General features: G+C 70.0%; 14 protein-coding genes. 6 read left to right on the top strand and 8 right to left on the bottom strand.

Annotated elements, in window-relative coordinates; genetic code table 11:
• The first annotated feature begins 33 nt into the window (after positions 1 to 33).
• Genes AVTE2539_RS09745 through AVTE2539_RS09720 form a run of 6 tightly spaced genes read left to right on the top strand, consistent with a single transcriptional unit; the run spans position 34 to position 6,208 of the window.
• The gene (locus AVTE2539_RS09745; RefSeq protein WP_284410112.1) at positions 34 to 810 is read left to right on the top strand and encodes an SDR family NAD(P)-dependent oxidoreductase; all 777 of its coding nucleotides are present in this window, start codon (positions 34 to 36) and stop codon (positions 808 to 810) included.
• A gap of 3 nt (positions 811 to 813) precedes the next feature.
• Positions 814 to 2,538, top strand: coding sequence for a hypothetical protein (locus AVTE2539_RS09740; RefSeq protein ID WP_284410110.1), 1,725 nt, complete (start codon positions 814 to 816; stop codon positions 2,536 to 2,538).
• A gap of 32 nt (positions 2,539 to 2,570) precedes the next feature.
• A complete protein-coding gene (locus AVTE2539_RS09735) occupies positions 2,571 to 3,509 on the top strand; it encodes an NAD-dependent epimerase/dehydratase family protein (RefSeq protein WP_284410108.1) in 939 nt (312 codons plus the stop codon).
• Positions 3,509 to 4,849, top strand: coding sequence for an NAD(P)/FAD-dependent oxidoreductase (locus tag AVTE2539_RS09730; protein ID WP_284410104.1), 1,341 nt, complete (start codon positions 3,509 to 3,511; stop codon positions 4,847 to 4,849). The genes AVTE2539_RS09735 and AVTE2539_RS09730 overlap by 1 nt, the downstream gene beginning before the upstream one ends.
• Positions 4,850 to 4,856: 7 nt before the next feature.
• Entirely contained in the window at positions 4,857 to 5,267 is a 411-nt protein-coding gene (locus AVTE2539_RS09725) for a GtrA family protein (RefSeq protein ID WP_272566270.1), read from the top strand.
• Positions 5,264 to 6,208: a lysylphosphatidylglycerol synthase transmembrane domain-containing protein gene (locus tag AVTE2539_RS09720; protein ID WP_284410102.1), complete on the top strand. Its 945-nt coding sequence runs from the start codon at positions 5,264 to 5,266 to the stop codon at positions 6,206 to 6,208. The genes AVTE2539_RS09725 and AVTE2539_RS09720 overlap by 4 nt, the downstream gene beginning before the upstream one ends.
• 18 nt (positions 6,209 to 6,226) lie before the next feature.
• Here AVTE2539_RS09720 and AVTE2539_RS09715 read toward each other — a convergent pair whose 3' ends face one another.
• From AVTE2539_RS09715 to mnmG, 8 genes are all read right to left on the bottom strand, one after another.
• Positions 6,227 to 8,185 (bottom strand): gamma-glutamyl-gamma-aminobutyrate hydrolase family protein, encoded by a 1,959-nt coding sequence (locus AVTE2539_RS09715; RefSeq protein ID WP_284410100.1) that lies wholly within the window; start codon positions 8,183 to 8,185, stop codon positions 6,227 to 6,229.
• A gap of 163 nt (positions 8,186 to 8,348) precedes the next feature.
• Complete coding sequence (locus AVTE2539_RS09710; protein ID WP_284397235.1) at positions 8,349 to 9,269, bottom strand: ParB/RepB/Spo0J family partition protein; 921 nt, start codon at positions 9,267 to 9,269, stop codon at positions 8,349 to 8,351.
• 20 nt (positions 9,270 to 9,289) lie between these two features.
• A complete protein-coding gene (locus AVTE2539_RS09705) occupies positions 9,290 to 9,760 on the bottom strand; it encodes a hypothetical protein (RefSeq protein ID WP_284410098.1) in 471 nt (156 codons plus the stop codon).
• 44 nt (positions 9,761 to 9,804) lie between these two features.
• Entirely contained in the window at positions 9,805 to 10,341 is a 537-nt protein-coding gene (locus AVTE2539_RS09700; protein WP_284397241.1) for an RBBP9/YdeN family alpha/beta hydrolase, read from the bottom strand.
• A 74-nt stretch (positions 10,342 to 10,415) separates the two neighbouring features.
• A complete protein-coding gene (locus AVTE2539_RS09695) occupies positions 10,416 to 11,186 on the bottom strand; it encodes a ParA family protein (protein ID WP_284397247.1) in 771 nt (256 codons plus the stop codon).
• Positions 11,187 to 11,208: 22 nt separating this feature from the next.
• A complete protein-coding gene (locus AVTE2539_RS09690; RefSeq protein WP_284410096.1) occupies positions 11,209 to 11,823 on the bottom strand; it encodes a LysE family transporter in 615 nt (204 codons plus the stop codon).
• 30 nt (positions 11,824 to 11,853) lie between these two features.
• Positions 11,854 to 12,552, bottom strand: coding sequence for a 16S rRNA (guanine(527)-N(7))-methyltransferase RsmG (gene rsmG / locus AVTE2539_RS09685; RefSeq protein ID WP_284410094.1), 699 nt, complete (start codon positions 12,550 to 12,552; stop codon positions 11,854 to 11,856).
• Complete coding sequence (gene mnmG / locus AVTE2539_RS09680; RefSeq protein WP_284410092.1) at positions 12,549 to 14,555, bottom strand: tRNA uridine-5-carboxymethylaminomethyl(34) synthesis enzyme MnmG; 2,007 nt, start codon at positions 14,553 to 14,555, stop codon at positions 12,549 to 12,551. Before mnmG ends, rsmG begins: the two co-directional genes overlap by 4 nt.
• Between the last annotated feature and the right edge of the window lie 200 nt (positions 14,556 to 14,755).

Below are 14,755 nucleotides of genomic sequence, written 5' to 3'. Positions count from 1 at the left end.
TTTCTCCAAGACAAGAACGAACTCACCGCCAACATGCAGAACAACAACAACGCCAGCAACGCAGGGCAGACCCTCGTGATCGTCGGCGCCACCTCGCTGATCGCGCAGCACTGCGCGCGCCAATGGCTGCAGGCCGGCGGCATCGGCCGCGTGGTGCTCGTGGGGCGCGACGCGGCCCGTCTGCAGGGCGTGGCCGACGACCTGCAGGTGCGCCAGCCCCAGGCCCGCATCGACGTGATGGCCGGCGACGTGACGCAGGCGGCCTCCATCGCCGCGCTGGTGCAGCACCTGGTGGCGCAGGGTGTGCCGGACACCGTGCTCATCGCCCACGGCAGCCTGCCCGACCAGGCCCGGTGCCAGGGCGATCTGGCCAGCGCCGAGCAGGCCATGGCCGTCAACGGCCTGTCGCCCGCGCTGTGCGCGGAGGCGTTCGCCGGCGCGATGCAGGTGGCGGGGCGGGGCACGATCGGCATCATCGGTTCGGTGGCCGGCGACCGCGGCCGCAAATCCAACTACGTGTACGGCGCCGCCAAGGGCCTGGTGGAGCGCTACGCCGAAGGCCTGCAGCACCGCCTGGCGGGCTCGGGCGTGAAGGTGGTGCTCATCAAGCCGGGCCCCACCGACACGCCGATGACGGCGCACCTCAAGGCGCGCGGCGCCAAGCTCGCCAGCGTGGAGCAGGTGGCCCAGGCGGTGGTGCGCGGCATGGCCCGCGGCACGCCCGTGGTCTATGCCCCGGCGAAATGGGCGCTCATCATGGCCGTGATCCGCAACCTGCCGCGCGCGGTCTTCCACAAGATGGACATCTGACCCATGCCATGGACCCCTGAACGCCGCCGCCTCTGGGCGGCGGTGGCCCTTGCGGGCTATGCCACGCTCTTTGCCCTGGTGACGGCCGTGGCGGCCTGGCGCACCTTCACGTCCGTGCCGATCTGGGACATGTGGGGCGCACTGGAGTTCTATGCCGATGTGCGCGATGGCGCCGGCTGGCAGGCCTGGTGGCGGCTCTTCAACGAGCACCGCATCGTGCTGTCCAAGGCCTTGTTCTGGATGGAATACCGCTGGTTCGGTGGCACGCAGGCCTTCCTGATCGCGGTCAACTACCTGCTGGTGGCGGGCAGCATCGCCACCTTCTGGGCATTCCTGAAGGCGCGCCTGGGGCCGATGACCCGCACGGCGTCGGTGGCGGCCCTGGCGCTGCTGTCCGTCTGGCTGCTGTCGTGGGTGCAGCAGGAAAACCTCACCTGGGCGTTCCAGAGCCAGTTCTTCCTGGCCCAGTGGCTGCCGCTGGCCGGGCTGTACTGCCTGTACCGCGCCACGCAGGCGCCGCAGGGCACGGGGTGGCATGGCGAGCGCTGGTTCGCCGGCGGCTGCGCCCTGGGCGTGCTGAGCATCGGCACCATGGCCAACGGCATCATGGCGCTGCCGATGATGGCGCTCTACGCCGCCGTGGCGCGCATGGGCTGGCGCCGCGTGGCGCTGCTGGCGCTGCTGGGCGCCGCAGGCATCGGCATTTACATGGCGGACTTCGCCGCGCCGACGCCCCGCCCCGGCCTGCTGGCCATGCTGCAGAGCCGGCCGCTGGGCCTGCTGCAGTACACGCTGCAATACCTGGGCAGCCCGTTCCAGCACCTGGCGCGCAAGATGGAGACGATGTGGATCAGCCAGGCCTTCGGCGTGCTGTTCACCGTGCTGGCGCTGGCTCGCCTGGTGCCCGCGCTGCGCGCCCCGCGCACGCACGCGCTGGAGCTGTCGCTGCTCACCTTCGTGGCCTTCGTAGCGGGCATCGCCTTCGCCACCGCCAGCGGCCGGCTGCAGTTCAGCATGGAGGGCTCGCTGGCCAGCCGCTACACCACGCCCACGATGATGGCCTGGGCCGCCCTGGGCGTGCTGTACGCCCCGCGCGTGCTGGCCCTGCGCGGCCTCGCGCGCGCCGGCGCCGCCGTGCTGCTGGTGGTCGTGCTGGTGCAGATGCTGTCGGTGCAGCTGCGCGAGACCCGGCGCAGCGATGTCGCGCACCTGCGCATGACCGGCGCGCTGGCGCTGGCGATGGGCGTGAACGACGAACGGCGCATCGGCATGCTGATCTGGGACCGGGCCCTGGGCGAGCGCATCGTCGCCAAGGCCCGCCAGCACGGCCACTCGATCTTCGGCCAGCCACCGCTCGCCGACGCCGCCACGGCCCTGGGCTCGCACGCGGACGTGCCGCCCGCCCGCTGCACGGCCTTCGTGGACTGGGTGCAGCGCGTGCCCGGCGACCCGCGCTTCGTCTCGGTGAGCGGCGCACTGCTGCCCTCCGAAGGCGACGCGCCGCCGCCCTCGATGCGCCTCGTCGCGCCCGATGGCACCGTGGTGGGCCTGGGCGTGCCCCACCGCTGGCGCAAGCTGAGTGCGCCGGGTGGCCCCCATGCGCCCGCACGCTACCTGACCTTCACCGCCTACCTGCAGGCCGCGCCCGAGGCGCTGCCCACCGCCGTGACCCTGACCGCACCCGGCACCGACTGCTCGGTGGCTCTGCAGATACCGGCGCCGCAATGAGCGACTCGAACCCGCCGAGAAAAACCAACACCATGAAAAACGCCAAAATCATCCTGCCGGGAGGCGCCGGCCTCGTGGGCCAGAACCTCGTGGCCCACCTGAAGCTGCACGGCTATCACAACCTCGTCGTGCTGGACAAGCACGCGAGCAACCTCGCCATCCTGCGCCAGGTGCACCCCGACATCGTGGCCGAGGACGCCGACCTGGCCGAGCCCGGCGCGTGGGAGCGCCACTTCGAGGGCGCGGACGTGGTGGTCATGCTGCAGGCGCAGATCGGCGCGCCGCAGGCCGACCCGTTCGTGCGCAACAACCTCACCTCCACCGGCCGCATCCTCGATCTGATCCAGCGCCACCGCATCGCGCAGACCGTGCACATCAGCTCCTCGGTGGTGGAGTCGGTCGCCCAGGACCACTACACCGAGACCAAGCGCGCGCAGGAAAAGATGGTACTGGACAGCGGCATTCCCTGCGTGGTGCTGCGGCCCACGCTGATGTTCGGCTGGTTCGACCGCAAGCACCTGGGCTGGCTGTCGCGCTTCATGCGCAAGGTGCCGGTGTTCCCCATTCCGGGCAGCGGCCGCTACATGCGCCAGCCGCTGTACGCGGCGGACTTCTGCCGCATCATCGTGCGCTGCATCGAGGAGCGCCGCGTGGGCGGCGTGTTCAACATCACGGGGCTGGAGAAGGTGGACTACATCGATATCATTCGCCAGATCAAGGCCGCCACGGGCGCGGGCGCCTGGATCGTGAAGATCCCCTACGGCCTTTTCTACCTGCTGCTCAAGGTGTGGGCGCTGTTCGACAAGGACCCGCCGTTCACCGCCGCCCAGCTCAAGGCGCTGGTGGCCCACGACGAGTTCGAGGTGATCGACTGGCCCGGCATCTTCGGTGTGCGCGCCACGCCCTTCGCCGAGGCCATCCACGAAACCTTCAACCACCCGGAATACAGCCGCGTGGTGCTGGAGTTCTGATGAGTGCGCACCCCCCCTCTCCTTCCGCATCCACGGCCGCCGCGCCGGGCCAGCGCATCGCCGTGCTGGGCGCCGGCCCCATGGGCCTGGCGGTGGCCTACCAGCTCGCGCGCGACGGCCACCGGCCCGTGGTCTTCGAGGCCGACGACCGCGTGGGTGGCATGACCGCGATGTTCGACTTCGACGGCCTGCCCATCGAGCGCTACTACCACTTCCACTGCACCTCCGACCACGCCTTCCTGCAGATGCTCGACGAGCTGGGGCTCTCGGACCGGATGCGCTGGCGCGCCACGCGCATGGGCTACTGGTTCCAAAAGCGCCTGCAGCCCTGGGGCAACCCGGTGGCGCTGCTGCGCTTTCAGGGTCTGGGGCTGGTCGCCAAGTTCCGCTACGGCCTGCACGCGTTCCTGTCCACGAAGCGCACCGACTGGAAGCCGCTCGACGGCGAAGAGGCCACGGGCTGGATCCGCCGCTGGGTGGGCAAGGAGGCCTACGAGGTGCTGTGGCGGCGCCTGTTCGACTACAAGTTCTACGACCACGCCGGCAACCTGTCGGCCGCGTGGATCTGGAGCCGCATCCGCCGCATCGGCCGCTCGCGCTACAGCCTGATGCGCGAAAAGCTCGGCCACCTCGACGGCGGCTCGGCCACGCTGCTGGACGGCATGGTGGCCGACATCCAGCGCCACGGCGGCGAGATCCGCCTGTCCACGCCCGTCACCCGCGTGCGCATGGACGCCACGCGCGTGCAGGGCGTGGAAACGGCGCAGGGCTTCGAGGCCTTCGACAAGGTGGTGAGCACCATCCCCCTGCCCTACGTGCCGCGCACCATGCCCGACCTGCCGCCCGCGCTGCTGGCGCAGTACGGCGCGCTGCAGAACATCGCCGTGGTCTGCGTGATCGCCAAGCTGCGCCAGCCGCTGACCGAGAACTTCTGGCTCAACGTGAACGATCCGGACATGGACATTCCCGGCCTGGTCGAATACAGCAACCTGCGCCCGCTGGCGGAGTCGGTGGTGTACGTGCCGTTCTACATGCCCGGCAAGCATCCCAAGTTCGCAGAGCCCGACGCGGCCTTCCTCGACAAGGTGCGCCGCTACCTGAAGGCCATCAACCCGAAGCTGCAGGACAGCGACTTCCTGGCCCTGCGCGCCAGCCGCTACCGCTACGCCCAGCCCATCTGCCCGCCCAACTACCTGGACAGCCTGCCGCCCGTGCAGCTGCCCGTGCGCGGCCTGTGGGTGGCCGACACGTCCTACTACTACCCCGAGGACCGCGGCATCTCCGAGAGCATCGGCTTCGGGCGCCAGATGGCCGCGCAGGCGGCCACGGCACCGGTCTAGGCCCCGCATGCTCGCGCAGTTCCGCTCCCGGCAGTTCGTGGCCTTCCTGGTGACGGGCGGCCTGGCCGCGCTCGCCAATTTCATCGCGCGCATCGTGCTCAACCAGTGGATGCCGTTTTCCTACGCCGTGGTGCTGGCCTACGGCGTGGGCATGGTCACGGCCTTCCTGCTGGCGCGCGCCTTCGTGTTCCAGGGCAGCCAGCAGTCGGTGCGCAAGTCCGCCGCGTTCTTCGTGCTGGTGAACCTCGTGGCGGTGGCGCAGACCTGGGCCGTGAGCCTGCTGCTGGCGCGCCAGGTGCTGCCGGCGCTGGGCGTGACCGCCTTCGTGCCCGAGATCGCCCATGCCGTGGGCGTGGCCGTGCCGGTGTTCACGAGCTACCTGGGCCACAAGCGCTGGTCCTTCGCCGACCGCGCATGAAGCCCGGCCACGCCGTCGCTGCGGCCGGGGCCTGCACGGCGGCCTACGTGGCCGCCCTGGTGTGGGCCGACGCGCGCAACCAGGTCTTCGCGCAACTGCCGCAGGTGCTCGCGTGGATGCCCTCGATGGCGGCGATCGCCTTCGCCTCGTACCTGCTGCGCTACCTGCGCTGGCGCTGGCTGCTGGCCCGCGCGGGGCACGCCGTGCCCTGGGGTGCGGGCTTTCTGGCCTACCTCTCGGGCTTCGCCTTCACCGCCACCCCCGGCAAGGTGGGCGAGCTGGTGCGCGTGCGCTACTTCGCGCACGGCGGCGTGCCGGCGGCGCGCACCGTCTCGGCCTTCGTCTACGAGCGTGCATTCGACCTGCTGTGCGTGGTGCTGCTGGCGGTGCTGGCCATCCCCGCCCTGCCGCTGTTCGCGGTGCTGGTGGCGTTCGTGGCGGGCATGATCGGCGCCGTCGTGCTGGTGGCGGCACGGCCCGCATGGCTGCTGCGCGGTGCCGCCCGGCTGCGCCGCCGCGGCTGGCCGCGCCTGTCGCGCGCGGTGCGGGCCCTGGCGCTGGGATTGGCCGGCTGCAAGGCGTGGCTGCACCCGCTGGACCTGGGGATTTCGCTGGGCCTGGGCCTGGCCGCGTGGGGCCTGGTGGCGCTGTCGTTCGCCTGGCTGCTGCGCGGGCTGGGGATCGACCTGCCCTGGCGCGATGCCGCCTCCCTCTACCCTACCGCCATGCTGGCCGGCGCCGCGTCCATGCTGCCGGCCGGCATCGGCACCACCGAGGCCACCCTGGTCGCCCTGCTGGCGCTGCACGCCGTGCCGCTGGGCCTGGCCACGCTGGCGGCCGTGGGCATCCGCGTGGCCACGCTGTGGTTCGCCGTGCTGTGCGGCTTCGTGGCCATCGGGGTGCTGGAGCGCCGGCGCGCGGGGGGCGAAGCCGTCAGGTGAGCGCGCTGGCGCGGTGCGTCAGCCAATGGCCGGCTCTACTGCCGGCTCCGCAGGCCGCAGCTTCGCCCGGCCCTCCGCCAGCGCCTCGGCCGTGATGGCGGCCTTGTGGCGGTGCGCGGTCGCCGCGTCCGACAGGATCTTCCACAGAGCATCGTTGCCGGGCGACATGTGGTCCACGATGCCGCTGGCGACCAGGTCCGTCCCGTTCTGCAAGCCCGGTGTCTGCGACCCCGGCCGCGTGTAGCCCTTGCCCAGCTGCTCCAGCTCGGCATTGGACAAGGGGCGGGCATCGCCGCCCCTCGCGGTCGATCCCTCGAAGAACTCCGGGTGGAACTGCAAGCCGATCAGCGGCGCCCGCGGCTGGGACGATTCGATCGCCATGATGGCCCGCCATGCGGTCCCGCCCTCCTCCGAGGCAATGGTGCGGCTCAAGGCAGTGCTCAGGTGCGGGCGGCCGGCCGGATCGTCGATCACGGCCTGGTGGTGCAGGACGGCTGCGCGGATGTCCTGCAGCGCGTTGCCGAAGACGCTGGCCTCCTTCTTCGCACCCTCCGTGGCGGCAGGGTCCTGCGCCGATGCCGCCCCGCCGGCCCGGTCGTCGCCGAGCGTGCGCACACCGACGTGGCGCCCCACGTGCTGCTGCAGCGGTGCACCGAAAAAGACGTTGGTCATCTGGAATCCGCGGCAGATCGCCATCAGGGGCACGCCGCGGTGAAAGCACTGGTGCAGCAGGCCCATTTCGAGCACGGACCGGCGGTAGTCGCCCTTCCAGTCCGTCTGCGGCTCGGCCTGCTGGTTATACAGGCGGGGCGAAAGGTCTTCGCCGCCGGGCAGCACGACGGAGTCCACATGCCGGGCCAGGATCTCGGCCTTGGCCAGGATCTGCGCGATCTTCGGCAAGGCCTGGGGGTCCGCCAGGGCGTCGGCCACGAGGCGCTGGGGCAAGGAGTGGTCGCCGGCCGGCTGCGAGGCCAGGCGGTCGAGGTGGGCCTCGACCTCGGCATCCACCACCGCCGCCTGCACCGAGGCCACCCGCATCTCCACCCGCAGCGGCAAGGTGCCCGCCACGGCCGCGATCTTGGCCCCGACACGCGGAACGGTGACGCCCCGCGACTCGTGCGAGACCAGCGTGGCCGTGGTGGGCCGGGTCAGGCGTGCCGTGTCCGCGGAAGCCGCATCGATGGCAAAGCGGGCCCGCGTGTCCAGGAACACCGTGTCGGTCAGGTCGGACGCTTCGATCCGCGTGTCCTTCGACACCGAGGCGCTGAGGAAGTGCGTGCCCGGCATGTGCACGCCCTTGAACACGCAGTTCCCCTCGAAGCTCGCATCCTCGAAGCTGCTGTGCTGCAGCCGGCTGTCTTCGAAGCGAACGCCGCTCAGTGCGGCGTTGACAAACATCGTCTCCCCGAATTCGCAGCCCTTGAAGGCGGTTTCGTGCAACGCGGCATTCGCGAACGACACGCCTTCAAACCGGCAGCCCTCGAAGTGGCTGCCCTCGATGCGCGTGTCCGCCAGGGAGCTGCCGCCGAACTGGCAGCGCTTGAAATCCACGCCCGAGAGATCCCAACCCCGCAGAGCAGGACCGCCCTCGGGCAGCTGTGCACCCTCCAGCACGTGGGAATGGCCTGCGGCGCCCAATGCGGCAGCGAGCGACGGCTTGCCAGTGCCTGTGGCGCTCGCCGGCGCATCGGCCACGGCCTTCAGGAGCCGGTGCAGCAAGGCGGTGTCCGCCGTGCCCACGGCGAGCGGCGCCTTTGGCGGCACGGACGGGCCCGCGCCGGTCGGCAGCGCCGACAGCGGCACGCGCGATCGCACGGCCTCGGCGCCTGGGGAACGGGGTTGCCTGGCCGCCAGGTCCGGATGGCCCGATGGCCCCGCCGCAGCGGGCCCGCTTTTGCTGAGGGCCGGCGCGCCATCGGCCCCGGTGGATTCGGGCTGCCGGTGTTTCACCTCGGCAGCGTTCACTGTCACTTTCATTGGTATGCACCTCCCTGTCCGCCGGCCTCCCTGCGCGGCCCAACGCCACCAGTGGAGCCATGCCGACGGGGCGCCGATTCTGAACAGGGATCGCGCCTGCGCAAAGCGCGGATTTCGCATATCGACCTGCGCAATGCGCAGATACCCCTGCGGGGAGGGCCGGTCAGCCCCGCAGGCGCTCGATCAGGCCGTTGAGCGCCTCGATCGAGCCGAACTGGATCGCCAGCTCGCCCATCTCTTCGGTGCGGCTGCCACGCTTGACGCGCTTTTTGACACGCACCTCGACCTCGGCCATGAGCAGGTCGGACAGTTCCTCCTCCACCCGCTTGAGGTCGCGCGACTTGGCGTCCTTCTTGGGCTTTTGCGGCACCAGGCTGAATTCGGCGCCGATCTTCTTGACCAGGGCCTCGGCCTCGCGCACCGACAGCTTCTTGGCCGCGATCTGGTTGCCCGCTGTGATCTGCGCCGCCCGGTCCAGCGACAGCAGCGCGCGCGCATGGCCCATGTCGATGTCGCCGGCCATCAGCATCGTCTGCACCGGATCGGCCAGGTTCAGCAGGCGCAGCAGGTTGCTGGCGGCGCTGCGTGAGCGGCCCACGGCCTGCGCGGCCTGCTCGTGCGTGAGGCCGAATTCCTTGACCAGCCGCGACAGGCCCTGCGCCTCTTCCAGCGGGTTCAGGTCCTCGCGCTGGATGTTCTCGATGAGCGCCATGGCAGCGGCCGACTCGTCGGGCACGTCGCGCACCAGCACCGGCACCTCGGCTAGGCCCGCCAGCCGCGCGGCCCGAAAGCGCCGCTCGCCGGCGATGATCTCGTAGCGGCCCGCGTGGTCGCCCTGCGCCAGCCGACGCACCAGGATCGGCTGCATGATGCCCTGCGCCTTGATCGACTCGGCCAGCTCGTACAGCGCGCCCTCGTCCATGCGCGTGCGGGGCTGGTACATGCCGGGCACCATGTCGGCCAGGGCCAGCGTGGTGGGAGTGCCTTCGGGCGGCGGCGGGGCGGCATCGCCCTTTTCCGCGACCTTGGGGCCCAGCAATGCTTCCAGGCCGCGGCCGAGGCCTTTGGGTTTCTTGGTGACCATGTTGTCGTTCCTCGTACAAATCAAAAAGGGTGGCGGGTGCCGTGCGGATCGGACCCGCGGCGGCGGGCAAGGCGCCGGTTCAGCCAGCGCCGCTGGCCCCAGAAAAGCCCTGCGAACGCCAGCAGCACCCACAGCCAGTTCCCCTGCGAAAACCCTGGCTGGCCGTGACGAACCGGCAGGCCCGCGGCCTCTACCGCCAGGGCCACTTCGAGCGCCGTGAGCAGGGCCACCGCCGCAGACAGCCACAGCGGTGCAGGCGGTGTGGCGGCCGACCCGGGCGTTCCCCGCCGCGCCGCGAACCGCAGGAACACCCCGAGCGCGATCGCGGCCAGCACGGCGGCGGCGAACAGCTTGCCGGTGAACACCATGACCGGAACCCCGGCCAGGCTCAGCAGGCCCACGCCGCACTCCGCGGCCACCTGCAGGCTGGACGCCGCGCCCGCCTTGAGCCGTGCGATCCAGGAAAGCGGCGTGGCACGGGCCTGAGGCATGGGCCCCGGCCCCTCGGCCGAGGCGCCCGGGGGCTGTCGCCGCATCACCGCGACAGGGCCTCCAGCCAGCCGTGGCCTTGCGCCCAGTCCCCAAGGCCCGATTCGGCATTGATGTGGCCGAGAGCGCCCGCATCGACGAAGCGCGCGCCCCAGTCGCGGCCCAGCCCCTGCACGCGCTCGAAGCTGCAGTACGGATCGTTGCGGCTACCCACCAACACGGCGGGGAACGGCAGCGGCTGGCGCGCGATGGGGGCCCAGCCGGGCAGCAGGGGCGCAATATCGGGGTGCTCCACGTCGCCGGGGGCCACCAGCAGCGCGCCGTGCACCCGGTGGGCGTTCTTCGAATGCGCCGCCCACCAGGCGGTGAGGATGCAACCCAGGCTGTGCGCCACCAGCACCACGGGGCCGTCGGCGTCCACCACCACCTCTTCCAGGCGGGCGGACCAGTCGCCGCGCAGCGGGTGCATCCAGTCGTGCTGCTCCACGCGCCGGTAGCCGTGCAGGCGCTCCCAGCGGCTTTGCCAGTGGTCTTCCCCGGAGTTCTGCCAACCGGGCAGCAGCAGCACGTTGTCTGGTTTCATACTATGTTTTTGATAGCAAAGAGGGCAATGAATCCGCCGGCATGGGGCGATCTGGCGCTAAAACCCGCTGCGGCCTACATGCGCTTGACGCGCTTGACCATCTCGCGGGCGAAGTCCACGAACGCCTGGCTGCCCTTGGCGGACGGGTCGAACACCACGCCGGGCAGGCCGTAGCTCGGCGCCTCGGCCAGGCGCACGTTGCGCGGGATCACCGTGTTGAACACCTTGTCGCCGAAGTGGTCCTTGAGCTGCTCGCTCACCTGGCTTTGCAGCGTGATGCGCGGGTCGAACATCACGCGCAGCAGGCCGATGATCTGCAGGTCCTTGTTCAGGTTGGCGTGCACCTGCTTGATGGTGTTGACCAGATCGGTCAGCCCCTCCAGCGCGAAATACTCGCACTGCATGGGCACGATGACGCCGTGGGCGCAGCACAGGCCGTTCAGGGTCAGCATGCTCAGGGACGGCGGGCAATCGATGAGGATGAAGTCGTAGTCCGCGTCCACCTCGGCGAGGGCGGCCTTCAGGCGGCGCTCGCGGTGCTCCAGCGCCACGAGTTCGACCTCGGCGCCGGCCAGTTCGCGGTTGGCGCCCAGCACGTGGTAGCCGCACTTTTCCGACAGCACCGCCGCCTCCTTGACGGAAGACGACTCCAGCAGCACGTCGTACACCGTCAGCTCCAGCGCGCGTTTGTCCACGCCCGAGCCCATGGTGGCATTGCCCTGCGGGTCCAGATCGACCATCAGCACCCGCTGGCCGATCTTGGCCAGCCCCGCGGCCAGGTTGACGGAGGTCGTGGTCTTGCCCACCCCGCCCTTCTGATTGGCAATGCAAAAAATCTTGGCCATGACTGCTTTCGTTTCGCGGAAATTATTTGGAGAGGGCCAGCTTGATGCCGAAGCCGATGAGGAAGACGCCGGCGATCTTCTCCAGCCCGCGCGCGATCTTCGGGTTGGCGCGCATGCGCTCGGCCAGGCGGTGGGTCAGCAGCACGACGACGAGGCCGTACAGGAAGGTGAGCACCGCGATGGTGGCCGCCATGGCACCGAAGGTCAGCAGGCCCTGGTGGCGCGCCGGGTCCACGAACAGCGGGAAGAACGCCATGTAGAACACGATGGCCTTGGGGTTGAGCAGCGTGATCCACGCCGCCTGCTGGAAGTAGTGCCGGGGCTCGATGTGGAGCACCGGCTGGCCGCCGGGCCGGGCGGTCAGCATCTTGAAGCCCAGCCACGCCAGGTAGGCCGCGCCCAGCCACTGCACGGCATGGAAGGCCGCCGGGTACGAGGCCAGCAGCGCGGCGACGCCCGCCACCGCCATCCACATCAGCACCTGGTCGCCGGCCATCACGCCCAGCGTGGCGGCCAGGCCGGCGCGCACGCCGCCCTTGCTGGTGGAGGTGATGAGCGCCAGGTTGCCGGGGCCGGGAATGGCGAGGAACAACACGATGGCTGCGACGAACGCGCCGTAATCTGCTACGCCAAACATGAAAGCCCCCCGAAAACTGGAGGAGCGAGTTTAAGCGACGGCCGGCGGCGCACCCGCCGGGCGCCGCATCCAGACGATGCAGCGCTCGGCATCCAGGCCGGGCACGGCGAGAGGTTCCACGTGAAACACCTGCACGCCCGCCGGCAGCGCGGCGATCTCGTCGTCGGGCCGCTTGCCCTTCATGGCCAGCCATACGGCGTGCCCTGCCATGGCGCCGCTCGACCAGGTGGTGAAGTCCGGCAGCGAGGCGAAGGCGCGGCAGCTCACCAGATCGTACGGCCCGGCCAGGGTCTCGACCCGGGCGTGGATGCCGTGCAGGTTGGGCAGGCGCAGCGTCACGGCGGCCTGCTGGATGAACGCCGCCTTCTTTGCCACGGTGTCCACGCAACTCACGTCTAGGCCCGGGCAGCAGATGGCGAACACCACGCCAGGCAACCCGCCGCCCGAGCCCACGTCCAGCAGCCGGGGCGGCAGCGCGGGATTGGCATCCAGGTCCGCCGGCACCTGCGCCAGCTGGCGGCGCAGCGGCGGCACCGCCGCCAGGCTGTCCAGCAGGTGGTGGGTAAGCATTTCCTGCGGGTCACGCACGGCCGTCAGGTTGTAGACCTTGTTCCACTTCTGCAGCAACGCCAGGAAATCCATCAACTGGCCGATCTGGGCGCTGCCGAGCCCCAGCCCCAGGGCCTGCGCGCCTTCGGCCAGCGTGTCCTGCAACGCCTGCGCGTTCATGCGGGCACCTCCGCTGCCGCAGGCGCAGCGCTGAAGCCCTTGAAACCGCCCTTCTTCAAATGCACCAGCAGCAGCGAGATCGCGGCGGGCGTCACGCCCGAGATGCGCGAAGCCTGGCCCAGGGTTTCCGGACGGTGCTTCTGCAGCTTCTGGCGCACCTCGATGGACAGGGCCGGCACCTGCAGGTAATCCAGCTCGGCCGGCAGGCGCAGGGTTTCGAAATGGGCGGCGCGCTGCACCTCGTCCTTTTGTCGGTCGATGTAGCCGGAGTATTTGGCGGCAATCTCTACCTGCTCCACCACCGGGTCGGCCAGCTCACCGAGTGTTTCACGTGAAACGTCCGGCGACGCCAGCCGGCCACCGTCCATGCCCATGAGCGTGGCGTAGTCCACTTCCGGTCGGCGAAGCAGGTCGAACAGGTTGTATTCGTGCTCGATGGATTTGCCCAGCACCCGCGCCGACTCCTCGGCCGGCAGGCTTCGGGGGTTCACCCACGTGGCCTTGAGACGCTCTGTTTCACGTGAAACCGCGTCGCGCTTGCGGCTGAAGGCATCCCACCGCGCGTCGTCCACCAGACCCAGCTGGCGGCCGGCCTCGGTCAGGCGCATGTCGGCGTTGTCCTCGCGCAGCTGCAGGCGGAACTCGGCGCGGCTGGTGAACATGCGATAGGGCTCGGTCACCCCCTTGGTGATGAGGTCGTCCACCATCACGCCCAGGTAGGCCTCGTCCCGCCGCGGCAGCCAGGCGCCGCCGAAATCGTTGGCCTCGCCCTTGATCTGGCGGCACTGCAGCGCGGCATTGATGCCGGCGAACAACCCCTGCGCCGCGGCCTCTTCGTAGCCCGTGGTGCCGTTGATCTGACCGGCGAAGAACAATCCCTGCACCTGCCGCGTCTCGAACGTGCTCTTGAGCGAGCGCGGGTCGAAATAGTCGTACTCGATGGCGTAGCCGGGGCGCAGGATGTGCGCATTCTGCAGCCCCGCCATGCTGCGCACCAGGTCGTACTGGATGTCGAACGGCAGACTGGTGCTGATGCCGTTGGGGTAGAACTCGTGCGTGGTCAGGCCTTCGGGCTCCAGGAAGATCTGGTGGCTGTCCTTGTCGGCGAACCGGTTGATCTTGTCTTCCACGCTCGGGCAGTAGCGCGGGCCGACGCCTTCGATCTTGCCGGTGAACATCGGGCTGCGGTCGAAGCCGCTGCGGATGATGTCGTGCGTGCGCTCGTTGGTGTGGGTCATCCAGCACGGCACCTGGCGCGGGTGCATCGCCGCCCCGCCGTGCGCATGCGCCATGAAGCTGAACACCGGCACCGTGCCCTCGTTCACGCCGCCGGGCATGCCGTCGCCGGGCTGCTCCTCGCATTGGGAAAAGTCGATGCTGCGGCCGTCGATGCGCGGCGGCGTGCCGGTTTTCAGGCGCCCCTGCGGCAGCTTCAGTTCCTTCAAGCGGGCCGACAGGCTGGCAGCCGGCGGGTCGCCCGCCCGGCCGGCGGCGTAGTTGTTCAGGCCCACATGGATCTTGCCGTCCAGGAAGGTGCCGGCGGTGAGTACCACGGTGCGGCTGCGAAACCGCAGGCCCACCTGCGTGACGGCGCCCACCACGCGGTCGCCCTCGACCATCAGGTCGTCCACCGCTTGCTGGAACAGCCACAGGTTGGGCTGGTTCTCCAGCATGCGGCGGATGGCGGCCTTGTACAGGATGCGGTCGGCCTGCGCGCGCGTGGCCCGCACGGCCGGTCCTTTGGAACTGTTGAGGATGCGGAACTGAATGCCGCCCTCGTCCGTGGCCAGCGCCATGGCGCCGCCCAGCGCATCCACTTCCTTGACCAAGTGGCCCTTGCCGATGCCGCCGATGGAGGGGTTGCAGCTCATCTGCCCCAGCGTCTCGATGTTGTGCGTGAGCAGCAGCGTGCGCTGCCCCATGCGCGCGGCGGCCAACGCGGCCTCGGTGCCGGCATGGCCGCCACCGACGACGATGACATCAAATTCCTGGGGGTACAACATGGGACTGCTCCGGGGCCCCGCGGGGCCGTTCATCGATCCGATCGCCGCCACAGGGCGCGGGGCGTGCCCGGCAGGAGCGGCGCCGAAGGCCGGCCCTGGCAGGCTGGAAAACCGGTGATTTTCCCACTTCGCGCCCGTCCCTGCCACCGGTGCTGTTTCACGTGGAACAGGCGCCCTGCAACAACGGGTTTCTTGCAGGT

The organism is Acidovorax sp. SUPP2539 (assembly GCF_030158975.1).
Lineage (GTDB): Bacteria > Pseudomonadota > Gammaproteobacteria > Burkholderiales > Burkholderiaceae_C > Paracidovorax.
Note: the sequence above shows the minus strand (reverse complement) of the source record. Positions and strands in the feature narration are given on the sequence as shown.